This window comes from Nocardia aurantiaca, assembly GCF_009708175.1.
GTDB classification, from domain to species: Bacteria; Actinomycetota; Actinomycetes; order Mycobacteriales; family Mycobacteriaceae; genus Nocardia; species Nocardia aurantiaca.
In genome coordinates this window covers 434,761-461,077 of sequence record NZ_WMBB01000007.1, presented here as the reverse complement: position 1 = coordinate 461,077, position 26,317 = coordinate 434,761, and the positions used below count along the sequence as shown (strand labels likewise).

Annotated in this window: 17 protein-coding genes and 1 riboswitch; of the genes, 12 read left to right on the top strand and 5 right to left on the bottom strand. The window is 70.3% G+C overall.

Annotated features, from left to right (window positions below):
* Nucleotides 1-106: 106 nt before the first annotated feature.
* Together GLP40_RS17710 and gcvP are read left to right on the top strand one after the other, a co-directional pair.
* Entirely contained in the window at nucleotides 107-673 is a 567-nt protein-coding gene (locus tag GLP40_RS17710; RefSeq protein ID WP_328290299.1) for a MerR family transcriptional regulator, read from the top strand.
* Between the two features lie 134 nt (nucleotides 674-807).
* Nucleotides 808-902, top strand: a riboswitch (glycine riboswitch).
* A 161-nt stretch (nucleotides 903-1,063) separates the two neighbouring features.
* Nucleotides 1,064-3,922, top strand: coding sequence for an aminomethyl-transferring glycine dehydrogenase (gene gcvP / locus GLP40_RS17705; protein WP_328290298.1), 2,859 nt, complete (start codon nucleotides 1,064-1,066; stop codon nucleotides 3,920-3,922).
* A gap of 156 nt (nucleotides 3,923-4,078) precedes the next feature.
* Here the strand turns inward: gcvP and GLP40_RS17700 are convergent, their stop codons facing one another.
* The 5 genes from GLP40_RS17700 to GLP40_RS17680 all read right to left on the bottom strand — a co-directional run bounded on the left by GLP40_RS17700 (nucleotide 4,079) and on the right by GLP40_RS17680 (nucleotide 7,536).
* On the bottom strand, nucleotides 4,079-4,489 hold the full coding sequence (locus GLP40_RS17700; RefSeq protein ID WP_154788986.1) for a DUF7144 family membrane protein: 411 nt from the start codon (nucleotides 4,487-4,489) through the stop codon (nucleotides 4,079-4,081).
* Nucleotides 4,490-4,576: 87 nt separating this feature from the next.
* A complete protein-coding gene (locus tag GLP40_RS17695) occupies nucleotides 4,577-6,184 on the bottom strand; it encodes a substrate-binding domain-containing protein (RefSeq protein ID WP_328290297.1) in 1,608 nt (535 codons plus the stop codon).
* A 256-nt stretch (nucleotides 6,185-6,440) separates the two neighbouring features.
* Nucleotides 6,441-6,707 carry a WhiB family transcriptional regulator gene (locus GLP40_RS17690; RefSeq protein ID WP_154788985.1) on the bottom strand — a complete coding sequence of 89 codons (267 nt, stop codon included), beginning with the start codon at nucleotides 6,705-6,707 and terminating at the stop codon, nucleotides 6,441-6,443.
* A gap of 78 nt (nucleotides 6,708-6,785) precedes the next feature.
* On the bottom strand, nucleotides 6,786-7,331 hold the full coding sequence (locus tag GLP40_RS17685) for an HNH endonuclease (RefSeq protein WP_154788984.1): 546 nt from the start codon (nucleotides 7,329-7,331) through the stop codon (nucleotides 6,786-6,788).
* Between the two features lie 52 nt (nucleotides 7,332-7,383).
* Complete coding sequence (locus tag GLP40_RS17680; RefSeq protein ID WP_154788983.1) at nucleotides 7,384-7,536, bottom strand: hypothetical protein; 153 nt, start codon at nucleotides 7,534-7,536, stop codon at nucleotides 7,384-7,386.
* Nucleotides 7,537-7,816: 280 nt separating this feature from the next.
* On the opposite strand from GLP40_RS17680, the gene GLP40_RS17675 reads away from it, so the two are divergent.
* From GLP40_RS17675 to GLP40_RS17630, 10 genes are all read left to right on the top strand, one after another.
* Nucleotides 7,817-8,761 (top strand): LysR family transcriptional regulator, encoded by a 945-nt coding sequence (locus GLP40_RS17675; RefSeq protein WP_154788982.1) that lies wholly within the window; start codon nucleotides 7,817-7,819, stop codon nucleotides 8,759-8,761.
* 75 nt (nucleotides 8,762-8,836) lie between these two features.
* Nucleotides 8,837-10,516 (top strand): AMP-dependent synthetase/ligase, encoded by a 1,680-nt coding sequence (locus tag GLP40_RS17670; protein WP_328290296.1) that lies wholly within the window; start codon nucleotides 8,837-8,839, stop codon nucleotides 10,514-10,516.
* A gap of 7 nt (nucleotides 10,517-10,523) precedes the next feature.
* Nucleotides 10,524-11,774 carry an NAD(P)/FAD-dependent oxidoreductase gene (locus GLP40_RS17665; RefSeq protein WP_154788980.1) on the top strand — a complete coding sequence of 417 codons (1,251 nt, stop codon included), beginning with the start codon at nucleotides 10,524-10,526 and terminating at the stop codon, nucleotides 11,772-11,774.
* Nucleotides 11,771-12,370, top strand: a complete 600-nt coding sequence (locus GLP40_RS17660) for an SGNH/GDSL hydrolase family protein (RefSeq protein ID WP_154788979.1) — start codon at nucleotides 11,771-11,773, stop codon at nucleotides 12,368-12,370. Before GLP40_RS17665 ends, GLP40_RS17660 begins: the two co-directional genes overlap by 4 nt.
* Nucleotides 12,371-12,404: 34 nt before the next feature.
* A complete protein-coding gene (locus GLP40_RS17655) occupies nucleotides 12,405-19,034 on the top strand; it encodes a polyketide synthase (protein ID WP_328290295.1) in 6,630 nt (2,209 codons plus the stop codon).
* A complete protein-coding gene (locus GLP40_RS17650; protein WP_154788978.1) occupies nucleotides 19,031-21,094 on the top strand; it encodes a hotdog family protein in 2,064 nt (687 codons plus the stop codon). The genes GLP40_RS17655 and GLP40_RS17650 overlap by 4 nt, the downstream gene beginning before the upstream one ends.
* The gene (locus GLP40_RS17645; RefSeq protein WP_154788977.1) at nucleotides 21,091-22,656 is read left to right on the top strand and encodes a PfaD family polyunsaturated fatty acid/polyketide biosynthesis protein; all 1,566 of its coding nucleotides are present in this window, start codon (nucleotides 21,091-21,093) and stop codon (nucleotides 22,654-22,656) included. Before GLP40_RS17650 ends, GLP40_RS17645 begins: the two co-directional genes overlap by 4 nt.
* A complete protein-coding gene (gene accA / locus GLP40_RS17640; protein ID WP_154788976.1) occupies nucleotides 22,653-24,335 on the top strand; it encodes an acetyl-CoA carboxylase carboxyl transferase subunit alpha in 1,683 nt (560 codons plus the stop codon). The genes GLP40_RS17645 and accA overlap by 4 nt, the downstream gene beginning before the upstream one ends.
* Entirely contained in the window at nucleotides 24,332-24,916 is a 585-nt protein-coding gene (locus tag GLP40_RS17635; RefSeq protein ID WP_154788975.1) for an acetyl-CoA carboxylase biotin carboxyl carrier protein, read from the top strand. Before accA ends, GLP40_RS17635 begins: the two co-directional genes overlap by 4 nt.
* Nucleotides 24,913-26,283: an acetyl-CoA carboxylase biotin carboxylase subunit gene (locus GLP40_RS17630; RefSeq protein ID WP_328290294.1), complete on the top strand. Its 1,371-nt coding sequence runs from the start codon at nucleotides 24,913-24,915 to the stop codon at nucleotides 26,281-26,283. The genes GLP40_RS17635 and GLP40_RS17630 overlap by 4 nt, the downstream gene beginning before the upstream one ends.
* Nucleotides 26,284-26,317: the final 34 nt, after the last annotated feature.

Here is a 26,317-nt window from a genome sequence, read left to right as displayed (position 1 = left end):
TCAGGGGAGTAGCCTCGATTGTTAGGCCAACGCTCCAGAGTCGATTCGGTGTTGTTTCAAACGACATGAGCCCAGCCCTGATAGGCACGCAGTAAGGGAGTAGCCAGTGGGAGATCAACCGCAACCTCAGGATGTGGTGCAGCCAGGGCTGTTCCCCGATGACACGGTGCCCGATGAACTCGTCGGCTACCGCGTGCCCAGCGCTTGTCAGGTGGCCGGTATCACCTATCGCCAACTCGATTACTGGGCCCGCACCGGACTGGTCGTCCCGTCCATCCGCAGTGCCACCGGATCCGGCAGCCAGCGCCTGTACTCCTTCAAGGACATCCTGGTCCTCAAGATCGTCAAGCGCCTCCTCGACGCCGGCATCTCGCTGCAGAACATCCGCATCGCCGTGGACCACCTGCGCAGCCGCGGTGTCGAAGACCTCGCCGGGATCACGCTCTTCTCCGACGGCACCACCGTCTACGAGTGCTCCTCCGCCGAAGAAGTGGTCGATTTACTGCAGGGCGGGCAGGGCGTATTCGGCATCGCCGTCAGCGGCGCCATGCGCGAACTCACCGGCGCCATCGCCAACTTCCCCGCCGAGCGCGCCGAAACCGCCACCGCCTCGGATCGGCCCGAGGACGAACTGGCCTTCCGCCGCAAGGCCCGCATGAGCAAGACCGGCTAGACAGCCCTGTCCGATCCGAACGCGCGTCGCCCGGGGCGGCGCGCGTTCGGCGTATCAGGATCACACTCCGGACTGTGCGAAACCGGACCAGGCAACATCGCCGTAACCTGGTGCCGCTTAAACTGGCAGTGCGTCGCAGCCGTGCGGGAGAGTTCCGGGATAGCCTCGGACGCCGAAGGAGCAGCACCTCCCCGTCAATCTCTCAGGCATCAGGGACCGTGCGGAGTTTCGACGCCTCTGGAAAGTGGTGACCCCGCGTCACCCGCCCATGGTGAAAGGGCACCGGCCGCGCGGCCGGGGTCCGAATCTCTCAGGCATCGAGGACAGAGGGGGAGGGCAGACGACACGTCGGCCGAAAAGCCGATTCCGCCCACCCTTTGGAGAGCAGCCGTGATCTGGACTCGATCCTTCGCCGACCGCCACATCGGCCCCGACAGCGGCGAGACCGGCCGCATCCTCGAGACCGTGGGCGTCGAATCGCTGGACGAACTCGCCACCAAGGCCGTGCCCGCCAGCATTCTGGACGCGCCCGAGGGCAATGGCCTGAACGCGCTGCCCGCCGCCGTTTCCGAGCATGAGGCGCTCGCCGAGCTTGCGGCACTGGCGAATTCGAATACCGTGGCCACCTCCATGATCGGGCTGGGCTACTACGACACCCTCACCCCGCCGGTGCTGCTGCGCAATCTCATCGAGAACCCGGCCTGGTACACCGCCTACACGCCCTACCAGCCCGAGATCAGCCAGGGTCGCCTCGAGGCGCTGCTCAACTTCCAGACCATGGTGGCCGACCTGACCGCCATGGAGGTCGCCAATGCCTCCATGCTGGACGAGGCCACCGCGGCCGCCGAGGCCATGACGCTGCTGCAGCGGGCCAACCGCAAGAGCAAGTCCATGCGGCTGCTCATCGACACCGACCTGTTCCCGCAGACCCGGACCCTGCTCTACACCCGGGCCGAGCCGCTGGGCATCGAGATCGTCGAGGCGGATCTGGCTCCGCGCACGCCCGCTGACCCGCCCCAGCTTCCCGAGGGCGACTTCTTCGGCGTGATCGTGCAACAGCCTGGCGCATCGGGCCGCGTCGTGGACTGGGCACCGGTCATCGAGGCCGCGCACGCGCGCGGCGCGCTGGTCGCGGTGGGCGCGGATCTGCTTGCGCTGACGCTGATCACGCCGCCCGGCGAGCAGGGTGCGGACGCCTGTTTCGGCACCACGCAGCGCTTCGGCGTGCCGCTGGGCTTCGGCGGGCCGCACGCGGGTTACCTCGCGGTGCACAGCGCGCACGCGCGGCAGCTGCCGGGCCGCCTGGTCGGCGTGTCCGTGGACGCGGACGGGAACCTGGCCTATCGGCTCGCGCTGCAGACGCGTGAGCAGCACATTCGCCGCGAGAAGGCGACCTCGAACATCTGCACCGCGCAGGTGCTGCTGGCCATCCTGGCCGCCATGTACGCCTCCTACCATGGCGCGGACGGGCTGCGGTCCCTGGCGCGGCGCGTGCACGGGCACGCCCAGTGGCTGGCCGCCGGGCTGGGCGATGCGGTGGTGCACCAGAGCTTCTTCGACACCGTGCTGGTGAACGCGCCCGGCGGCGCGGAAGCCATTGTGGCCAAGGCGAAGGGCCGCGGTATCAACCTGCGGCTGGTGGACTCCGATCATGTCGCCATCGCCTGCGACGAGGTCACCACCGACGCCCATGTGGTCGCCGTGCTGGACTGCTTCGGCGCCGAGATCCCGGTCGGCCCGGAGGGTGCGCTCTTCCACGGCAAGCAACGCCCGCACATCGAGGTCCGCACTTCGGAGTACCTGACCGCGCCCGCGTTCACCAGGTACCGCACCGAGACCGCCATGCTGCGCTATCTGCGCGCGCTGTCGGACAAGGACATCGCGCTGGACCGCAGCATGATTCCGCTCGGCTCCTGCACCATGAAGCTGAACGCGGCCGCGGAGATGGAGTCCATCACCTGGCCGGGCTTCAATCGGGTGCACCCCTACGCGCCGGTCGAGGACGCGCCGGGCCTGATCAAGCTGATCGAGGATCTGGAGGGCTGGCTGTGCGCGGTCACCGGCTACGACCGGGTTTCCCTGCAGCCCAATGCCGGTAGCCAGGGCGAATACGCGGGTCTGCTGGCGATTCGCCGCTACCACCTGGATCGCGGCGACTCGCACCGGGATACCTGCCTGATCCCCTCCAGCGCGCACGGCACCAATGCCGCCTCGGCCGCCATGGCGGGCATGCGGGTCGAGGTCGTGAAGACCCGCCCCAACGGCGATATCGACCTCGACGACCTCCGCGCCAAGATCGCCGACCACGCCGAGCGGCTGGCCTGCATCATGATCACCTACCCGTCCACCCACGGCGTGTACGAGCATGAGGTGGCCGAGCTGTGCGGGCTGGTGCACGAGGCCGGCGGTCAGGTGTACGTGGACGGCGCGAATCTGAATGCACTTGTCGGACTGGCTCGTCCGGGCAAGTTCGGCGGCGATGTCAGCCACCTCAATCTGCACAAGACCTTCTGCATTCCGCACGGTGGTGGCGGCCCCGGCGTGGGTCCGGTCGCGGTGCGCGAGCACCTGGCGCAGTACCTGCCGGGCGATCCGCTCGACAAGGGTTCGCACGCGGTGTCGGCGGCCAAGTACGGCTCGGCGTCGATCCTGCCGATCACCTGGGCATACATCCGAATGATGGGCGCCGACGGCCTGCGCCGCGCCACCCTGACCGCCATCGCCTCGGCCAATTACATTGCGCGCAAGCTGGATCCACACTTCCCGGTCCTCTACACCGGCGACAACGGCATGGTCGCCCACGAGTGCATCCTGGACCTGCGCGAGATCACCAAGCGCACCGGCGTCACCGTGGACGACGTGGCCAAGCGGCTGGCCGACTACGGCTTCCACGCCCCGACCATGAGCTTCCCGGTCGCGGGCACTCTCATGGTGGAACCCACCGAGAGCGAGAACCTCGAGGAGCTGGACGCTTTCATCGACGCCATGATCGCCATCAAGGGCGAGATCGACCAGGTCGAGGCCGGGGTCTGGCCGGTGGAGGACAACCCGCTGCGCGGCGCACCGCACACCGCGGAGTGCCTGGTAGACGAGTGGAACCACCCGTACAGCCGCGAACTGGCCGTCTACCCGATGGGTGTGAAGCACGCCCGCGCCAAGGTGTGGCCGTCAGTGCGCCGTATCGACGGCGCCTACGGCGACCGCAATCTCGTGTGCTCGTGCCCTCCGCTGGACGCCTACGCCGAGTGATTTCCCGTGATCCCGGCCCGCTTTCGGTCGGGATCGTATCCTCGCGGTGGATTGCAATCCGAGTTACGTCGGATCGACCCGGATCTTCCTCGAACAAGTAAGCGCCCCGCCGGTTCGGAGAACCGGCGGGGCGCTTGTCCTCTCCTGTGCGTCGGATCAAGCCGTGATCGGCTTGTAGCTGGCGATGGCCCAGATCACCACGACGTTGAGCGCGATGATGAGCAGGGACCAGGCCGGGTAGTAGGGAATCCAGAGGAAGTTCTCCACGATGGACAGGGCCGCCAGCACCAGGGCCGCGGTGCGGCCCCAGGTGGTGCCGCGGAGCAGGCCGATCGCCACGACGACCTCGATGACGCCGAGGACGATGTGGATCCAGCCCCATCCGGTGGTGTTCAGCTTGTAGACGTAGTCGTAGCCGACGACCAGCAGGTTGTCCGCCGCCACCGCGGAAATGCCCTGCAGGATCGACAGCACCCCGACGACGAGCAGCAGGATGCCCGCCGCGATGGTCGTTCCGGCGGCCACGCCCTGCTTCAATGTGGGTTCGGGACCAGTGCTATGTGCCATTTGCCGAATATGCCACGGGTTTGCTGATGAACGCGGACATTGCGGCCGACGTGTTGCCGTGCCGTTGCCGCCCGGGGTCGGGGGCCGTCACGGTGTCGTCAGCGCCTGCGAGACCGCGGTGCCGAACGGGAGATCCGCGCTGGTGTTCACCTTGGTGTAGGTGCCGCCCGTGCGCTGGGTCAGGGTCTGCAGGGTCTGGGTGCCCGGGCCACCGATCACGATGACGTCCACCCGCACCGGATGCGCCGGATCGGCCGCCGCCGCGACGGCGGCCAGCAACTGATCACCTGTGACGGGGGAGTCGTCCTCGGGTCCATCGGTGATGAGCAGGATCGAATTGGTCCGGGCCGCGGCGTAGTTGGCGAGCACGCTCTTGTAGGCCGCCTCCACCGTGGGATAGGCGCGGTCCGGCTTGGCGGCGCCGGCGGTGACGGTGGTCAGGGACTGGCTGATGGCGGTGCGCTGATCGGTGGTGAGCGGTGCGGTCGGGGTGAGGATCCGGTAGGGATTGTTCCCGTCGAGGTTCTTGGAGTACTCCCACACGCCCAGGCCGAAGTCCGGCGGCATGACGTTCATCGTGGACTCCAGTGCCGCAACGGCATTCGCGAGCCGGGTGCCGAAGCCCTCCGAGGCGGACATGGAGGAGGAGACGTCGAGCAGCACGGTGGCCTGCACGCCGAGCACCGGGTGGGCGAGGATCTGGTTCACCTTGTCCAGCACGGACTTCGCCGGGACGGCGGCGGTGGCCGGCGGGGCCGCGCCGAAGCCGTTGTCGGTGAACAGCTTCGATTGGTCGGGGGCGCGCAGGAAGTCGGCGAACAGGCCCGCGATCAGGTTCTGGGTCTGGTCGACCCAGGCGCCGGTGAGCTGGGCGGCCGGATAGTCGGCGACCGGTCCCGCGCCGTCGGGGCGGAACGCGGTCAGGCCGTTGTGGGCGCGGATCTGTTGCTCGGTGGCGGCCACGGCGTGCAGGGCAGCGGTGGCCGGGTCGGTCGCGCCGGTCAGGTCGGTGAGGGCGCCGGTCACGTCCTTGGCGGCCGGTGCGCCCGCGGCGAGGCCGGAGATGGCCGAGACCACCTGGCCCGTCGCGACCGCCTTCTCGTCGAGGGGATCGGTGCCGGAGACGCCCGATCCCACCGCGGTCGCGACCGCCAGCGAGGCGTCCCCGGCGGGCATGGCCAAGCGCAGCTTGCCCCAGGTGGGCAGCCCGATGTCGCCAAGCGACCCGCCTTGCAGCCTGGGCAGATCCGACCAGTGCACCTGGGCGGTCTCGAGCGCGCGGCGCAGGTCGTCGGGGACGGCGAGGGAGATGGGGCTGACCGCGATCGGGGCGGGGGTGCCCGCGATCAGACCCGGCACCCGCATCTGCTCGACCGAGCGGGAGGACTCGGGAATCCAGAGGGCGGGCTGCGGGCCCAGCGCCGGATCCCACGGCTTGTTCGCGGTGAACGCCGCGACCATGGCGGCCGAGGGCTGCGCGGTCACGGCCACCTCGGCGCAGTGGTCGCGCACATGCGGCTTGGTGGCATCGAATCGGTCGGCGGCGGCCTTGACCGGGGTGAGGATGTCGGGATCGACGGTCACATTCAGCGTCGCGGTGCCCTCGACACAGGAGGCGGCGGCCCGGCTGTCGCGCTGCTTCGACCGATCCGACAACCAGGCCCATCCGACGACGGCCAGCACTAGCACAATCACCGCGACGACTGCGATAACCGGTCCCTTGCTGATACCTCGTGACCCGCCCGCGGCGCGATGAGTTCCCACGAGTGACCATCCTATGTTGACGGTTCGGTAGCCACCTGTACCAGGCGGCTGCGCGAAACCCGACCGGTACGAATCCCGGCCGCCATCGCCTCGTGCGTCGGTGGGCGGATATCCGATACGCAACGCGCCGCCTCGAAGCGGACGTCGAAGAAGGGCGGCGACCCCGGTGAGGGGCGCCGCCCGGTATTCAGTCGCGAATCAGCTTGCCGCGGTCGTACTCGTGACCGCCCCAGACGCCGGACTGGCCGGTGCGGGCGGCGAAGTCACCGCATTCGCGCCGGATCGGGCAGCCCGCGCAGATGCTTCGCGCGTAGTCGAAGTCCTGCGACGGGTACGGGAACCACGCCTCATGGTTCGGGTCACCCTTGCAGGCGGCGCGCTGCCAGTAGTCCTTCGAGTCGGAGATAGGGAGCAGATCCGCCAGGGTCGGCTCCCGAAGTGCAGTGTTCGTCATCGGATCTCGCTCCTTTCATGTCCGATCACGCGTGGTGGGCGCTTCCTGTTCATCGACATCGGGCCCTGTCCATCGAAATCAGGACGCGGCCAGTTCCTTCCAGACCTGACGCTGGGCCCGCTGTCTGTCGTTGGGGGCCTTGGGCTCCCACAGCAGGCGCATGCCGGCCTCCTCGGGAGTCCGGTCCGCCTTGTACGTATTGCAGGGACCGCAGGCGGCGATCAGGTTGGCCCAGGTGTTGGGCCCACCCTTCGAACGCGGGCGGATGTGGTCGACGGTGCGGGCCCAGCTGTTGCAGTACCCGCAGCGGTAGCGGTCGCGGCGCAGGACCGCGGCCAGGGTGGCGCGGCTGTCGTCGTCGTGCACGAGGATCCGGTGCTCGAGATAGATGTAGCGGTTGAGCCGGATGGTCTCCGGCAGCACCAGCTCCAGGTGCTTGGAGCGGATCGGGAAGTGCGGCTGCCGATCGGTGACGGTCTCGGCGGCGCCGCTGAGCAACAGCACCACCGCGCGCTCGGCGCGGATCGTGGTCAGCGCCTCGTAGGAGGCGTTGAGCAGCAGCACTGTGGCGTTGATCCAGTTGTCGGTGGTTATCTCCGGGTCTTCGGCATGACGGAACAGCATGGGGGTCACCATGTTTCGTGAAGGGGATCGAACAGGAAGGGGAGCCGGCCGGTCAGCCGTGGGCCTGGAGACGGCCGATGGTCCGGTCATCGCCGCGCAGGCTGCGCTCGACGTGGCCCACGAGTAGGGCGCGCTGTTCGGGCGAACTCGGATACCGTCCGCCGCACATCGGATACATTGCCGTCTCCTCCTTCCTGCTGGTCACGACCGTGACGGTCGGCTGATCTTCGATGAAACACATGGTGGCACAACGGACCTGCCGTTGTCGGGTGATTTTTCCGCCCCCGGATGCCGCGGTTCCGGTCGGCGACCAGGCGCGCATCGTAGAGTCACAACGAAGGGCCGCGGATGTTTGTTCCAGGGAGACCGGGATCACATCGGGGATTCACTGGGAGGAAACCGAACCGGGGTCGGCTGTGCGGACGCGATTCATCACCGGTTACCTGTCGCGGCTACCGTGACGGGTACTCGGAAGGAGCCGCGTCATGGAGTTCCGACATCTAGTCTCGTTCATCACGATCGCCGAAGAGTTGCACTTCGGCCGCGCAGCGCAGCGCCTCCACCTCACTCAACCAAGCCTCAGCGCCCAGCTGCAGAAACTGGAGAAGTCACTCGGGGTCCAGTTGGTCGCCCGGAATTCGCACGAGGTCCGACTGACCGCCGCCGGTCGGGAATTCGAACTGCAGGCCCGCCAGATCGTCGCCCAGATGGACCGGGCAGCGCGCGTGGCCAAGGCCACCGCCGAGGGCCGGGCGGGCACCCTGGCCATCGGCTACAACCTGCCCGCCAGCCGTCATGTGCTGCCCGAGACACTGATTCGCATGACGGACCGCCACCCCGACGTGGTGGTCTCGCTGTGGGAGAAGCGCACCGGCCCGCAGCTGGCGGCGCTCTCGGACGGGTCGCTGGATATCGCGATGGTATACGGCCACCCCAGCACCGCGGAGTTCCGCTATCGGCGGCTGCTGCACCGGGTGCCGCTGGTGGCAGTGGTGGGACGACGGCACCGCTGGGCGGATCGCCCCGGTGTGCCGTTCGCCGAGCTGCAGGGGCAGGACTGTGTGCTGTTCTCCCGCGAGCAGTGCCCGGCCATGTACGACGCGATCTTCAAGGCGGCCGCGCAGACGCGGATCGCGCTCAGCGTGGGCCATCACGCCGACGACCCGGGCGCGACGGCGCATGTGGTGTCGGTGCGCCCGATGGTCGGGTTCGCCTCGCTGCCACGCGCGATTTCCATGGGGATGGGCGCGCCCGGCAGCAATACGGTGGCGGTCAAACTTTTGGACCCGGTACCTACTCTGGATTTGTATGCGGTGTGGCGCGCGGAGGAACAGAATCCCGCGGTGGCCGCTTTCCTGGACTGTATCGATTCGGCGGAACCGGCCCCCCTCGATGATGCCCGCGTGGTTTCCGTCGGCGCGATTCGATAGGCAATGACTTTCGCGCGGTAGGAACAGCGGTCCGGGCGGCGACGAGAATGATTGCCGCCGCCCAGAATTCGTTTTGTGAACACAGCGGCTGTCACCGAAAGATCTGTCACCGGAAACGGTTTCGAACCGCCCGACACCTCGAGTCTGTACGACATCGTCGCCGGAGCGGCCGACCGGCACCCGGACCGCGAAACCCTCGCCGACGGTGAGGACACGCCCCTGACCTGTGCGGAACTCGACCGGCGGGTGCGGGCCACGGCCTCGGCGCTGCTGGATCGGCAGGTCGCGGCGGGCGACCGGGTGGTGGTACTGGGCCGCACCGGCCTGGCGTGGGCGTTGCTGGACTGCGCGGCGCTGGCCATCGGCGCGGTGGTGGTGCCGGTGTATCCGACCTCGTCGGCCGCCCAGATCGAGCACATCCTGCGCGACAGCGGCAGCACGCATTTCGCGGCGGAGACCTCGCAGGACGCGGCTCGGCTGATCGCGGCGGGCGCGGGTGAGGTGTGGAGCTTCGCGGACATCGCCGAGTGGGCGCGGGGGGAGATCCGGGCGGACCTGTCCGAGCGCACCGCCGCGGTGCGGGCCGACGACCTGGCCATGATCGTCTACACCAGCGGTACCACCGGTGTGTCCAAGGGTTGCATGATCACCCACCGCAACATGTACGTGTCCTCGGCGAACACGGTGCGCCAGACGGGCGGACTGTTCGACGGGGTGACCGCGCTGGCGCTGCCGCTGTCGCATGTGTTCGGCCAGACCATGCTCTTCGCGTGCCTGTTCGGCGGTGCTCGGACCCACCTGCTGCCCGGCATCCCCGAACTGGTGCCCGCGCTGCCGCGGCTGCGGCCCACCTTCCTGGCGCTGATTCCCTATGCGCTGGAGAAGATTCGCAAGCACTGCCGTTCGCTGCTGAGCGAGGAGGCCGAGCGGGAGGCGGTGGTCACCGGGCTGTTGCGGCTCGCGCAGTCGCAACCGCCGGTGGTGGTGGACGATCCGGTGGCCGACGCGCTGGGCGGGCGGCTGCGCCATGTCATCTCCGGCGGTGCGTCCCTCGACGATTCGACCGCCGGGTTCTACGCCGCGTTCGGCACGGTGATCCTGAACTGCTATGGCCTGACCGAGGCGGCGACCGCGGTGACGGTCAGCGCGCCGGCGACCAATCGGCTCGGCACCGTCGGCACGCCGATTCCCGGCACGGCGGTGGCCATCGCCGCCGATGGTGAGGTGCTGGTCAGCGGGCCGCACGTGTCGCCCGGCTACTGGGGCGCGGCCGGTTCGCAGCGTCCGGTGGACGCCGACGGCTGGCTGCACACCGGCGATGTGGGCGAGCTCGAGGACGGATTCCTGCGAATCACCGGGCGCAAGAAGGAAATCCTGGTGACCTCCGGTGGAAAGAATGTCGCGCCCACTCCGTTGGAGGACCGGGTACGGCTGCATCCGCTGGTGAGCAATTGCATGGTGGTGGGCGAGGGGCGGGCCTTCGTCACGGCCTTGGTGACCGTGGATGCCGAGCGCGCCGAGATCTGGCGGCGGGAGAACCCCGGACAGGATCTCGCGACCGCGATTCAATCCGCGATCGACGATGCCAATTCGCTCGTTTCACGTCCGGAATCCATTCGCGAGTTTCGCATTGTGGCAGGCGATTTCACCATTGCCAATGGATTGTTGACTTCTTCACTGAAACTGCGTCGCGCCGCGATCGCGGAAACCTATTCGGCCGATATCGATCTCCTTTACTCGACGACCCGAAAGTGATCTGAGCATGTATGACGTCATCGTTGTCGGTACCCGTGTGTCCGGCGCCCCGCTGGCAATGCTGCTGGCCCGCAAGGGTTACCGGGTGCTGGCGGTGGACCGGGCGCTGTTCCCCAGCGACACCTCGTCCACCCATTACATCCACCAGGCCGGGCTGAGCCTGCTGAAGTCCTGGGATCTGCTCGACCGCGTCACCGCGACCGGCTGTCCGCCGGTGCGGCATCTGAACTTCACCTATACCGACATCGACATCCGGGGCATGGCCGATCCGTCGCCCGACGGCATCGACGCCGTGTACTGCCCGCGCCGCACCGTGCTGGACAAGATCCTGGTCGACGCCGCCGACGCGGCCGGAGCCGAGGTGATCTCGGGCTTCACCGTGACCGGATTGCTGCGCGACGGGGACGCGGTGGCCGGCATCCGTGGCCGCGTGGGCGAGGGAGCCGAGCACGAGTTCCGGGCCAAGTTGGTGGTCGGCGCCGACGGTTCGGGCTCCACCGTGGCCAAGGAGGTGGGCGCGCAGGTCTACGAGGGCTCGCCGGCCGCGTGCTTCGTCTACTACTCCTACTACGAGGGCATCGACTGGGGTATGCAGCACCGCACCGGTTTCGGCGAGCAGCAGTTCGCGGCCTGGCCCACCAACGACGAGCTGTATCTGGTGGCCGTCATGCGCAAGCGCGACCGGTTCCGCGAGTTCCGCACCGACCCGGACGCCGGCGTGCAGGAGATCGTGGATCAGATCGACCCGGAAATCGGTGCGCGCCTGCGTGATTCCGGCCGCCGGGTGGAGCCGTTCCGTCCGATGCTGTACCCGGACAACTACCGCCGCCAGTCCTACGGCCCCGGCTGGGCGCTGGTCGGCGACGCCGGCTATCACAAGGACCCCTTCACCGGCTGGGGCATCACCGACTCGTTCAAATACGCCCAGCTGCTGTCGGACCTGGTCGCCGAAACCCTCTCGGGCGGGCGGCCTTTCGAGGAGACGATGCCGGAATACCAGCGTGAGCGCGACGCTCAGAGCGCCAGCACCTTCGAGCTGACCACCAGCATCTCCGAGCTGACGCTGACCCCGTACTACGACTCGGTGTTCCGCGCCGCCAGCATGAGCCCGGATTACTCCACGAAGTTCTTCGGCCTGATCGCCGGACTGTACCCGCCGGAGAAGTTCTTCGGCGAGACCGAACTGGCCGAGCTGTACGAGCAGGTCGATTTCCCGGTGCAGGCCCGCCATGTGAGCAAGTCCGAGGCGGCGCTATGACCGCGGCGGGCCTGGTCGCCCTGGGCGACAGTTTCGTGGAGGGCCGCGGCGACCCGGCCCCGGCCGGGGGCTATCGCGGCTGGGTGGCGCGGCTGGGCGGCCAGCTCGGCCTGCGGCCGGCCGCGGTCCGCAATCTGGGCGTGCACGGCGCGACCACGAGCGACGTGGTGCGCGAGCAGCTGCCGCGGGCGGCGCGGGCCGAGCTGTACGGCGTGGTGGTAGGCGTGAACGATCTGGTGAGCGCCTTCGACCCGGAAGCCTTCGAAGCCAATCTGAACACGCTGTTCGGCGCGTTACGTGCCACGGGTGCAACGGTCTTCACCGCTGACTACCCGGATATCCCGGCGCGCCTGCCGGTTCCGGACGGCTTCCGGGGCCTGTTGCGGGAGCGTTTCGCCTTCGCCAACGCGGCCATGGCCCGGGTCACCGCCGACCACGGGGTATTGCTGCTGGATCTGTCCGCCCGCTCGGAATGGGAGCGCGCCGGCACCTGGACCGAGGACGGACTGCACCCGAGCCCGTCCGGACACCGCCTGTTCGCCGCCAGTGCGGCCGAACTCATTTCGTCGACCACCGCCACCACGGTCGCCGCCTGACCGGCGCATCGGCCACGGTTCGAGAGGATTCTTCGTGACGGACGACAGACGCCTGGCACGCGACCCGATTGCCATTGTCGGGATGTCGGGCCTGCTGCCCAAGGCACGCAACCATCGAGAGTATTGGCAGAACATCGTCGACGGTGTCGACTGCACCGAGGAGGTGCCCGCTTCGCGCTGGAGCCTGGACGACTACTACGACCCGGATCCGGCGGCCGCGGACAAAACCTATTCGCGGCGCGGCGCTTTCCTACCCGACGTGGATTTCGATCCGCTCGAGTTCGGGTTGCCGCCCAATCAGCTCGAGGTCACCAGCACCATGCAGACGCTCAGCCTCACCGTGGCGCGCGATCTGCTGGCCGACGCGGGCGCGACCGGGTCGGCGTGGTACGACCCGTCGCGCACCGGTGTGGTGCTGGGCACCACCGGCCCGGTGCCGCTCATGCATCCCCTGGCGGCGCGGCTGTCCACCCCGGTGCTGAAGGAGGCGGCGCGCTCGGTCGGCCTGTCCGATGCCGACGCCGATGCGATCGCGGACCGGTTCGCGGCGGCTTTCGCGCCGTGGGAGGAGAATTCGTTCCCGGGTCTGCTCGCCAATGTGGTGGCCGGGCGGGTGGCCAACCGGCTCGGGCTGGGCGGTATGAACTGCACCGTGGACGCGGCCTGCGCGGCCTCGCTGGCCGCGATCCGCACGGCCATCGCCGAACTGCGCGACGGCCGGGCCGACATGATGATCACCGGTGGCGTGGATACCGAGAACACCATCTTCATCTACATGTGCTTCTCCAAGGTGGGAGCGCTCTCGCACAGCGGGCGAATCAGCCCGTTCGGATCGGGGGCCGACGGAACCCTGCTGGGCGAGGGCATTTCGATGCTGGCGCTGCGGCGGCTCGCGGACGCGCGCCGCGACGGCAACCGGATCTACGCGGTGATCCGCGGACTGGGATCGTCGAGTGACGGCCGGGCCAAGAGCATCTACGCGCCGGTCGCCGCGGGCCAGCGGGTGGCGCTGGACCGTGCCTACGCCGACGCCGACTGCTCGCCCGCCGGCGTGGAACTCATCGAGGCGCACGCCACCGGCACCGCGGTCGGCGACAAGACCGAGCTGACCGCGCTGAAAGGGCTGCTGTCCGAGGCGAGTCCGGAGACCCGCTTCGCGGCGCTGGGCAGTGTGAAGTCCCAGATCGGGCACACCAAGGGCGCGGCGGGCACGGCCAGCATCATGAAGCTGGCGCTGGCGCTGCACCAGAAGGTGCTGCCGGGCACCATCAACGTCGACGAGCCGAACGCCGAAATCGCCTCCGGCGCAGCGCCGTTCTATGTCAACACTCGTTCCCGGCCGTGGATCCTGGATCCGATGCGCCCGGTGCGGCGGGCCGCGGCCTCGGCAATGGGCTTCGGCGGCACCAACTTCCACCTGGTGCTGGAGGAGGCCGACGGTGCGCGAGGGGCGCTGCTGCACCGGACACCACGGGCGCATATCTGGCACGCGCCGGATGCGGCGGGACTGATCGAGGCCGTGCGCGGCACCGACGGCGGTGACGGCGGCGATATTCCCGAGCACCATGCCCGGGTGGGTTTCGTCTCGCTGGACGAGGACACCGTCGCCGAACTGCGCGAACTCGTCGTGGACGAGCTCACGCGCAATCCCGGAGCGCCGCACTGGGATCACCCGGAGGGCGTGTACTTCCGTGCCGCCGCGCTGCCCGAGCGCAGGGCGGGTGCGCTGTTCGCCGGTCAGGGCAGCCAGTACGTCGACATGGGCGTGGCCACCACGCTGAACAATCCGCCGGTGGGCGCGGCCTTCGACGCCGCCAACGCCGTGTTCGCCGGAGCCGCGACACGGTTGGGCGCGGTGGTGTTCCCGCCGCCCGCTTTCGACGAGGACACCCGCGCCGAGCAGGAGAACATGCTGCGGCGCACCGAATTCGCGCAACCGGCCATCGGCGCGCTGTCGGCGGGACAGTTCCAGGTCCTGAGCGAGTTCGGCTTCCGCGCCGACGGCTACCTGGGCCACAGTTTCGGTGAATTGACCGCGCTGTGGGCGTCCGGCGCGATCGCCACCGCGGATTTCCACGCTCTGGCACGGGCGCGCGGCGCGGCCATGACCGTTCCCGAGGGCGTCGAGGCGGGCACCATGGTGGCGGTCGGCGCGTCGCGCGCCGAGGTCGAACAGGCGCTCGCGGGCATCGACGACGTGTGGATCTGCAACCACAACGCCCCCGATCAGGTCGTGGTGGGCGGCGGCGCTGACGGTGTCGCCGCCGTCACCGGGCGATTCACCGAAAAGGGTTGGATCACAAGGCCGTTGCCGGTCTCGGGCGCCTTCCACACCCCGTATGTGGGGCACGCGGTCGAGGCGTTCGGCGCGGCGGTGGCGGAGGTGACGATCGGCACGCCCGACGCTCCCGTCTACGCCGATACCCGCGGCGCGTCCTACGGTGCGGATCCCGAGGCCAACCGCGCCACCCTGACCGCGCAGCTGAGCAACCCCGTCGAGTTCTACGACGCCCTCACCGCCATGCGGGCCGACGGCTGCACCGTCTTCGTCGAGTTCGGCCCCAAACAGGTGCTGACCTCGCTGGCACGGCGCACCTTCGGCGACGAGATCATCGCCATCCCCACCGACTCCGGCCCGATCGGCAATGGTGACCTGGCTCTCAAGCGGGCCGCCGTCCGGCTCGCCGTGCTCGGCTTCGACATTCGCGGCATCAACCGCTGCAACGCGCCGGAGCCGGCCGCCCCGGCGAAGAAGCCCGCGATGACGGTGACGATCTCGGCTCCGGAATACGTGCCCGAGACACGCCGCGCCGCGTACGCCGCGGCATTGTCCGACGGCTACCGCGTGAGCCTCACGGCCGCCGAGGTGGTCGACGCGCCCGGTGGACCCGCGGCTGCGGTCGATGCTTCGGCGGGGACCGCGCACGCGGCATTCGCGCCGGGCGGACAGGTAGCCACCGGTGCGAGCCCGGCCGTACCAGCCACGGCGGGAACGCTTTCCGCCCCGGCGACCGTTGCCGCCCGCACAGAACTCGGCACGCCGACCCGCCTCACCGCAAACGGTGGCGGCGCGCACGGTCGGCTCAACCCCATTGCCCAGCCCGGCCGGGGTGACCGGCCCGCGCCCAGCACCCAGGAGAACTCCGTGACCGCGGAACCGCAGTACCGCATCCCGGCGCCGGACGCGCTGGACAGCGCGCTCGTGCAGCATCTGCACACCCACCGCCATTACCTGGACGGACAGCTCGAACTGGCCCGCGATCTGGCCGGAGCCCTGCGTCACGGCCATGTGGACGAATTGCTGGTGCGCGCCATCGAGGCCGTCAAGGATCACGGCCTGGCGATCAGCGAAAGCCACTCGCGCGCAGGCGATGTCGTGACACAACTGGCCGCCCTCGAGGGCGGCGGCGCGGTGCGGTCGCGCTCGGTGCCCGTCTACGTCGAATCGGATCCGGTGGCGACGCTGCCCGAGGCGGGGGCACCGCACGGCCCCGCCGTCTCGGCGCGCACCGCGGACGGCGCGACCGGGAACGGTGTCTCCGCGCTCGCGCCGGGCATTGCTCACACCGCGCCGGCCCGCACTGCCGCGGCCGGCGGTCTCTCGGTACCCGATGGCGGCCCCGCCGGTCACGAGACGGCGATCACCCTGCCGGGCAATGGTGTCGCGACCCGGGCGGCGGAGGACGCGGCCACGGCGGCCGAGTCCATCGGTGTGGATGGGCCGTCGGCCGACACGGTCCGACGGGCGCTGCGAGAAGTCGTCGCCGAGAAGACCGGATATCCGGTCGAGATGATCGACACCGCCATGGATCTGGAGGCTGATCTGGGCGTGGATTCGATCAAGCGGGTGCAGGTGATCGGCGCGTTGCAGGAGCGGTTCCCCGAGCTGCCGGTGCTGGGGCCGGAACAGCTGGGCACGCTGCGCACATTGGATCAGGTCGCCGACGAGTTGGCCGGGTTCGGCTCGGCTGCGAACATCGTCGCCCCCGAGGTGGACGCGCCCGCTGGCCGGGCGGACGCGGTTGTGACGCAGGCCGAGACGGCGGGCGATCCGGCGTCCGGTTCGGGTGGCCTGTCCGCGGATTCGCTGCGGCGGGCGCTTCGCGAGGTGGTGGCCGACAAGACCGGGTATCCGGTCGAGATGGTCGATCCGGCCATGGATCTGGAGGCTGATCTGGGGGTCGACTCGATCAAACGGGTGCAGGTGATCGGCGCGTTGCAGGAGCGGTTTCCCGAGCTGCCCGTACTCGGTCCCGAGCAGCTGGGCACATTGCGCACGCTCGACCAGATCGTGGGCGAGCTGGCCGGGGGTGATGTCCGCCCAAAAGCTGAGGCCGCGGCCGAAGCGCCGCGGCACGTGGTGGAACTTGTCGAGCTGGCTCCGGTGGATCCGGCGGTGGATCCCTACCGGGCGGCCGGGCACGCCGTGCTGGTATGCCTGGACGAATCGGGCGAAACCGATTGCGAGGCACTGGAAGAGCAGCTGCGGGCACGTAACTGGTCGGTGCGGCGAGTCTCCGGGTCCGGCGCGGTCACCGGCACCGGGCCGGTGGACATCTGCGTGGTGGTCGCGGGAGTAGCCACGGAATGGGCGCAGGCGCAGGGCATTCTGACCGACGCGATCCTCGCGGCAGGGCAGGTGCTGCCCCGCCTGCGGGCAGCGAGCGACCGGGCCGGGTTCGCCACCATCACCCGTCTCGACGGGCAGCTCGGCTTCCTCGGTGACGCCGAACCGGTGGCGGCATTGCTCGGCGGGCTCGGCGGACTGGTGAAAACCCTTGCCGCCGAACAGCCCGCACTGTTCTGCCGAGCCCTGGACATCGACCCGGAGACGCTGCCGCACCGGCTGGCGGAGCTGGTGCTCGAGGAACTCTGCGACTCCGCCCTCGACACTGTCGAGGTCGGGATCGACGTGACCGGGACGCGCCGCACGCCGGTGCCGAGTCGTCACGCCGCGGCTCGCACCGTCGAGATGGTCCGCGCCGGCGCCGATTTCGGCGCGACGCTGCTCACCGAGGCCGACACCCTGGTGGTGACCGGCGGCGCGCGTGGCGTCACCGCGACCTGTGTCCTGGAACTGGCCCGGCACAGCGGCTGCCGCTTCGTGCTGCTGGGTCGCACCGCGCTGAGCGAGGACCCGGAGTGGGCCGCGGGCGTGGCCGACCCCGACCTCAAACCCGCCGCGGTACGGGCCCTGGCGGGTACCGGGGTAACCCCACGGGAGATCGACCGGGCCTGTGAGAATGTCCGTGCCGTCCGCGAAATCCGTTCCACCCTCGCCGCCCTCGGTGATCGCGCCGAGTACCTGGCGGTGGATGCCACCGATGCCGACGCGCTGGCCGCCGCTCTCGCTCCATGGCGCGGTGACATCACCGGTGTCGTGCACGGTGCCGGCGTGCTGGCCGACTCGCTGATTCCCGACAAGACGGCGGAGTCGATCGGACGGGTGCTCGGACCCAAGCTGACCGGACTGGCGGCGGTGCTGGCCGCGGCCGGAGAGCCGCGGCACCTGATTCTGTTCACCTCGGTGGCCGGACTGTTCGGCAACACCGGACAGGCCGACTACGCGGCGGCCAATGAGGCGCTGGGCCGGTTCGCGGTCAGCTGGGGAGCGCGCGATCCGGAACGCCGGGTCACCGCCCTGGACTGGGGTGCGTGGGACGGCGGCATGGTGACTCCCGCACTGCGGGAACACTTCGCGGCGCGCGGTGTTCCGCTGCTGGCGCCGGCCGCGGGTGCGGCCGCGTTCGCCGCGCAGTTCACCGCGGCGCGACGGGAAGAGCCGATCCTGCTGGTCGGCGCGGCCACCGCGCTCTCGACCGCCGACACACCGGCGGTGCCGGTGCGGGCACGCCGCGCGATCGCGGGCCTGGTCGACAACCCGGTGATCGAAGCCCACCGGATCGGCGAGCACATCGTGCTCCCGGCCACCTTCGGGCTGGGGGCCATGGTGAACCTGGCCGAGCGCACCCATCCCGGCCGAATCGTGGTGGGAGCGCGCGACTTCCAGGTACTGAAAGGACTGGTGTTCGACCACCCCGTGACCACCCTGGAATTCGAGTCGCGGCCCGCCGAGACGGCCGACGGGTCGATGGCGTTGCACGCCACCGTCTTCGCCGACGCGGCGGCCCGCTTCCGCGCCACGTTGCTGCTCGCGGCGAGCGCGGAACAGCCCGCACGGCAGCAGGTTCCGGACGGGCAGGGAGAGAGCGCGGACCGCATCTATCGCGACGCGATCCAGTTCCACGCCCCGGCTCTGCAGGGCCTGCGCAGGGTGCGCGCCGGAAGCGACGAGGCCATGGTCTTCGAATGTGCCCTCGCGGCGGATCCCGTGGCGCACGGCGCGTTCGCCGGACGCCTGCACGATCCGGTGCTGGCCGACCTGGTCCTGCAATGTCCGCCCGTGCTCGGTCACCGCCTGCTCGGCGCGGCCTGCCTGCCGCTGGGGGTCGGCCGGGTGGAGTATTACCGGCCGCTCCCGGTGGACGCATCGTTCCTGGTGGTGGTCGACAACCCGCGCGTGACCCGGATGGAAGCCCTGATCGACGCGACCGCAGTGGCGACCGACGGGACGGTGCTGCAACGGTTCTCGGATGTCGCGGTGCTCACGACACCCGATCTGACGGAGAAGTTCCGAACCTCGGTGAGGCGGTGGACGGCATGACAGTTCTCGAATTCGACGGCATCGCCTTCGATCCGGTCGGCGCGCGGCCCCCGGCCGCCGAACCGCCGGAACCGGCACGGGCGGTGCAGGGTCCCTCGCCCTTCCCGGCGACGCGGCCGGCCGAGTCGGCGGTGACGTGGACGGCGGAGCCCGCCGCAGCCGTGCACCCGGTGACAGCCGAGGCGATAGCCCAGATTCGCGCGGGCGTGCTCGAGGCGCACCACGCGGCGCTGACCGCACAGACCGCGTTGCAGCGGGCGATCTGGCGGAGGGCGCGCACGCCGGGGCCACGGACGGAAGCGGTCCTGTCCGGAGCCGGGCCGGACCCATCCGAGGCGGGAACGGTGTCACCCACCGTCGGCGCGGAGTCGTCCGGCGTGGACGCGGGACAGAGGACCCGGCAGCCGATATCGGCCCACGCCAGGGAGGGGGCGTTCAAGCCGCTGGCCCGCACCGGGGTGGCGCGGCTGGATCGCGCCGCGCTGGAGCTGCTGGCCGCCGCCGAGATGAGTGCCGTGTTCGGCGGCGCGCACCACCGTGACGGAGTGGAGGTGGCGGCGCGGCTGGCGGCCACCACACCGCTCGCACTCACCGAGGTGAGCGCGATCGAGCTGTACGGCGGCACCGGCGACGGTCGGGTCGTGGCCCGCTTCGAGGGTGATCCGCGCGCGGCGGCCCTGCAGGCGGCGGAGGTGTTCGCGCTCTACACCGGCATGCCGCTGTGCCTGTCGGGGAGCACGCTCACCGGCGGCGTCGGCGAGAACGCGCCCGGATTCGGCAGCGGCACCGTCGATCTCGTGGTCGACCGGCTCGATGTGGTGCCGCGTCCGTTCCTGCAGGCGACCGCGACAGTGGACGGCGTCGCCGGCGCGCTGCCGGTCACCGTCATGGTCGCCGAGCGGCCGGGCGCCGACGTGGGGCCCGGCCATGCCGCGCCGGGCCTGCTGCTCAACGAGTTCCACATGGCCCACCTGGCGCGCGGCGACCAGGCCATCGCGATGGGGCCGGAGTTCGCGCCGTACACCGGTGTGCGCGCGACCCGCCTGCCCACCGGCGGCCTGCTGTTGGTGGACCGGGTTCTGCGCTTCGACGGCGCCCGCGGCGACCTCGAATCCGCCTCCTACGACACCGAATACGATTCGCCCGCCGATTCCTGGTACTACGGCGATACCGCCAATGACTCCATGCCGCATTTCGTGTACATGGAGACCTCGCTGCAGGCGGCGCTGCTCATGGGCTACTACGCCGGGCCGACGCTCACCCAGCCCGGCGCCACCCTGAGCCTGCGCAACCTGGGCGGCACCGCCACCGTGCTGCGGCAGATCGACCTGCGCGACACCACGATCCGGCAGTCCTCGCGGCTGCTGTCGACGACCATCCTGCCGGGCTCGTCACTGCAGACCTTCGACTACACCCTCAGTGTGGACGGCGAGCCGTTCTACCGGGGCGAGACCATGTTCGGTTACTTCAGCGACCAGGCCCTGGCCAATCAGACCGGTCTGGACGCCGGACGGTACGTGCCGAGCTGGCTTTCGGCGCATCCGCAAGCCCGCACCCGGGTCATCGATGTGGCTGCCCGCCGCGCCGATCCGGCCGCCCGCGCCTGCTCGCGGCGCACACTCGCCCTCGTCGACCGCGTCGAGGTGGTCGACGACGGGGGCGATTACGGTGCGGGATACCTGCGTTCGCTGCGCACCATCGACCCACGGGATTGGTTCTTCGCCCGTCACTTCCACCTGGATCCGGTGATTCCAGGTTCGCTGGGTGTCGAATCGGTCATCCACGCCGTGCAGGAATGGATGATCGACGCCGGTTTCGCCGAAGGCATGGCCGACCCGGTGTTCCGGATACCCGCCGACATCGCCTTCAGCTGGCGCTATCGCGGCCAGTTCCTGCCCACCGATGGCACCGTCGAGCTGGAGGCGCACATCAAATCGGTGCACCGTGGCGAGAACGGCATCACGGTCGTGGTCGACGGCTCGCTGTGGAAGCCGGGGCTGCGCATCTACGAATTGATCGACCTCGCCGTCGAACTCGCCGATCGAAAGGCGCCGGCATGACCACCGTCCGCCCACCCGCCGCCACCGAGACCGCCGACATCGCCGCCGTGCTGCTGGACCTGAACCGGCCCTGCTGGATCGTGCGCACCGAGGGACGGGTGGCGGCCACTTCCGATCCCGCCGTCGCCGCTCACGGCCAAGTGCTCGCGGCGGTGCCGCCGCTGCCGCCGGAGCGGCTGGGCGACAGCGCTTTCCGGGCCGCGCACGGGGTGCGGGCCGCCTACGCGGCCGGGGCCATGGCCAACGGAATCGCCTCGCCCGAACTGGTGGTGGCCATGGCCGAAGCCGGATACCTGGCCAGTTACGGCGCGGCCGGCGTTGTCCCGGCCACGGTCGACGCCGCGCTGGCCGGGCTGTCACGGCGGCTGGCGGGGAAGCCCTTCGCTTGCAACCTGATCCACAGTCCGTCCGAGCCCGCGCTGGAGCGCGCCATCGTGGACGCGTGCCTGCGCCACGGCGTGCGGTGCGTGGAGGCGTCGGCGTTCATGGACCTCACCGCCGAGGTGGTGCGCTACCGGGCCGCGGGGCTCACGGCCGACCGGCAGGGAAACGTCGAGATCAGGAATCGGGTGATCGCCAAGGTCTCCCGGGTCGAAGTCGCCGAACCGTTCCTGCGTCCCGCGCCCGAGCGGCTGCTTCGGAAACTGGTCGCCGACGGCCGCATCACCCGCGCCCAGGCCGAACTGGCGGCCCGGGTGCCGATGGCCGACGACATCACCGCCGAAGCCGATTCGGGCGGCCACACCGACCGCCGCCCCCTGATGGTGCTGCTGCCCGAACTCCTCGCCGTCCGGGATCGCGTGGCCCGCACCGTGCCCGCCGCGGCGGCGGTGCGCATCGGCGCGGCGGGCGGCATCGGCACCCCGGACGCGGCGGCCGGCGCCTTCGCCATGGGCGCGGCCTACGTCGTCACCGGGTCGATCAATCAGTCCGCCCGCGAGGCGGCCCAGTGCGAGGCCACCAAGCGGCTGCTGGCCACCGCGCAGTTCGCGGACTGCGCGATGGCGCCCTCCTCGGACATGTTCGAACTGGGCGTGCAGGTGCAGGTGCTGCGGCGTGGCAGCATGTTCGCCGCCCGCGCACAACGGCTCTACGACCTCTACCGGGCCTACGACGGCATCGACGCCCTGCCCGCCGAGGTGCGAAAGGATCTGGAGGCCACACTGTTCCGGCGTCCGCTGCAGACGGTGTGGCAGGACTGCGTGGCCTTCTTCACCGAACGCGATCCGGCCCAGCTGGTTTCGGCCGAAGGCGACCCGAAGGCGCGCATGGCTCTCATCTTCCGCTGGTATCTGGGGCTGTCCTCGGGCTGGAGCATCCGCGGCGACGCCGAACGGGTGCCCGACTACCAGATCTGGTGCGGCCCGGCCATGGGCGCGTTCAACTCGTGGGCGGCGGGCAGCTATCTCGCCGCACCCGGCAACCGCGCGGTCGCCGACATCGCCGACCAGGTGATGACCGGCGCGGCCTATCTCACCCGGATCGCGCAGCTGCGGACCGCCGGCGTGCGGCTCCCGGCCGCGCTCGGCCGCTACATTCCGCGCCCGATGGAGGAACGATGACCGTACTCGACACCGGCACGGCCGCGGGCACCGCGTGGATGCTGTGCCCCGGCTGCTCGGCCATGATCTACGTCAAACGCTACGAGCGCGCCGACCGCGTGTGCCCCGAATGCGATGACCACGGGATGCTGACCGCGCGGCAGCGCGTCGACCTGCTGCTCGACGAGGACTCCGCGACACCGGTCGACCACGCCGCGACGGTGCGGGATCCCCTGGGGTTCAGCGACTCCCGGCCCTATCCCGAGCGGCTCGACAGCGCGCGTCAGGCCACCGGCATGCCCGACGCCGTGCTGTGCGTGCGCGGCACCCTGGGCGGGGTCCGGGTCGTGGTGGCGGCCATGGACTTTCGTTTTCTGGGCGGCAGCCTGGGCAGCGCGGTCGGCGAGGCGGTGACGACGGCCGCGGAAATCGCGCTGGCCGAACGGCGTCCGCTCATCGTGGTCACCGCCTCCGGCGGGGCGCGCATGCAGGAGGGCATCGTCGCGCTCATGCAGATGGCCAAGACCAGCTGCGCGCTGCGCCGCCTGGACGACGCGGGCGTGCTCACCGTCTCGGTCGTCACCGACCCCACCTACGGCGGGGTCGCCGCCTCCTACGCCACCTCCACCGACGTGATCGTCGCCGAACCCGGTGCGCGCCTGGGTTTCGCGGGCCCGCGCGTCATCCGCCAGACCATCGGGCAGACGCTGCCGCCGGGTTTCCAGACCGCGGAGTTCCTGCTCGAACACGGCATCGTGGACATGATCTGCCACCGCTCGGCGCTGCGGGATCGGCTGATCCGGCTGGTGGGCATGACCGTTCGCCCGTCGCGGCCGCACACCGACGACGCCGAGGCCGTGCGCACCGATCCGGCGACCCTCGCCGTCGCCGACCCCTGGGAGCGGGTACGGGCCGCCCGGCGTCTGGGCCGCCCCACCACGCTGGATCACCTGGCCGGGGCCTTCGAGGAGTTCGTGGAACTGCACGGCGACCGGATGAGCGCCGACTGCGCGGCCATGGTGGCCGGGCTGGCGCGACTGGACGGGGTGCCGGTCGCGGTGATCGGTACCCAGAAGGGGCACACCGCCGCCGAACTCGCGCAACGCAACTTCGGCATGCCGACACCGGCGGGCTATCGGAAATCGGCGCGGGTGCTGCGGCTGGCGGCCAAACTCGGGCTGCCGGTCGTCACCCTGGTCGACACCGCCGGGGCGTATCCCGGCATCGCCGCCGAGGAGAGGGGGCAGGCCGTCGCGATCGCCGAGAACCTGAAACTGCTTGCCGGACTGCCGGTTCCGGTGGTCGCAGTGATCACCGGCGAGGGCGGCAGCGGGGGAGCGCTCGCGCTGGCCGTCGCCGACCGGGTGCTGGTCTGCGAGAACGCCGTCTACTCGGTGATCAGCCCCGAGGGCTGCGCCTCCATCCTGTGGCAGGACGCCGCGGCCGCGCCGCGCGCGGCGCGGGCACTGCGGGTGGACGCCGCCGCGCTGCTGGAACTCGGCATCGCCGACGCGGTGGTGCCCGAACCCGAGGGCGGTGCGGACCGCCACCCCGCCACCGCCACCGCACTGCTGCGCCGCGCGCTGCGGCAGGCGCTGCACGAGCTGCGCACACTGCCCGCCGCCGATCTGGCGGCCCAGCGGCACGCCCGCTTCCGGGTTTTCGGCACGGCCCCCAACGACCTCCAGGAGAACCGATGACCGACAACGGCATCACCGCACCGCCCGCCGCCACCCACACGACCTCCGGACCCGCCGCGGCGGCCCTCGGCTCGGCCCGCGCCGTGAGCGCCACGGAGGCCGACCACAGCCTGACCGTGCTGGCCCGCCACGCCCTGACCGTGCGCGCCGGGATCGCACCCGCACCGACCTCGGTGACCGTGGCCAACGGCCCGGTGGTCTTGCAGGTCGGCTGGGAGGCGGGCCAGGCCGGGAACGCGGTGCTCACCGCTGCGGCAGCACCGCACCTCCCGGTCGGCCCCGCACCCGCGGCGCCGACCGCACCCGGCGCGAACGACGGAAAGGATTCCAGCGCGGCCACATTCACCTTGACCGCGGAGACCGTCGGCGTCTTCTACCGGTCCCCGGAACCCGGCGCGGCCCCGTTCGTGGCCGAGGGCGACCCGGTGCGGGCCGGCCAGCAGGTCGCCATCGTCGAGGCCATGAAGCTCATGATCCCGGTGACCACCGGGAGTGAGGGCGTGGTGGCCGAATTCCTCGTCGAGGACGGTGAATCCGTGGAGCACGGGCAGCCGCTGATCGTGTTCGAGGTGCTGCGGTGACGCCGCCGATCCGCAAGCTACTGGTGGCCAACCGGGGTGAGATAGCGGTCCGGATCATCCGCACCTGCGCCGAACTCGGGATCGACACCGTGGCCGTGCATTCCGCGGCCGACCGGGACTCGCCGGCGGTGCGCATGGCCGGCGAATCGATCCAGATCGGTCCGAGCCCGGCCAAGCGCAGCTATCTCTACATTCCCGCCGTCATCGAGGCGGCCCGCGCGACCGGCGCTGATGCCATCCACCCCGGCTACGGATTCCTCTCGGAGAACCCGGATTTCGCGGAGGTCTGCGAGGCGGAGGGCTTCGTGTTCGTCGGCGCTCCGGCCGCGGTGATGGCCCGGCTCGGTGACAAGTCCACCGCTCGGGCCCTGATGGCCGAGGCGGGACTGCCGCTGCTGCCCGGCAGCCGCGATCCCGTGGAGACGGTCGACGAGGCGCGGGATCTGGCCGGGGATATCGGGTATCCGGTGATTCTCAAGGCGGTGGCCGGCGGCGGCGGGCGCGGTATGCGGGTGGTGCGCGATCCGAGTGAGTTCGCCGCCGCCTGGCAGCAGACCCGTGCCGGCGCCACCGCCGTCTTCGGCGACGGCAGGCTGTACATCGAACGGTATCTGGAGCCGGCGCGGCACGTGGAGGCGCAGATCCTGGCGGACACGCACGGATGCGTGGTGCATGTGGGGCTGCGCGACTGCTCGCTGCAGCGACGGCATCAGAAGCTGGTGGAGGAAGCGCCTGCCCCGGGGCTGCCCGCCGAATTGGCCGAACGCATCGGCGCGGCGGCGGTGCGCGGCGCGCGGGCCGCCGGATACGTCGGTGCGGGCACGGTGGAATTCCTGCTGGACGCCGACGGCAACTTCTACTTCATGGAGGTGAACTGCCGCCTGCAGGTGGAGCACCCGGTCACCGAGATGATCACCGGTATCGACCTGGTCGCCGAGCAGTTGCGCATCGCGGCGGGGGAACGGCTGACCGTGCCCCCGGGCGGCCTGCCCCGCGGAGTGGCCATCGAATGCCGGGTCAATGCCGAGGATCCCGGACGCGAATTCGCGCCCGCCCCGGGCACTCTCACCGAATGCGTACTGCCGGGAGGCCAGTTCACGCGGGTGGACACCCATATCTCGGCGGGCTACTCGATTCCACCGAACTATGATTCGCTGCTGGCCAAGGTGATCGTGTGGGGACCCGACCGCGCCACCGCCATCGCCCGGATGCGGCGCGCCCTGGCGGAGACCCGGATTCGCGGCGCGGGCGTCGCCACCACCGCCGAGTTCCTACATGATGTGCTCGACCATCCGCGCTTCCGTGCCGCCACCCACGACACCGCGTTGATCGGTTCCCTCACCGCGCCGGTGGGCGCACCGGCATGATGGAAGGCGGCATCACGCAACGCGAAGGAGCACG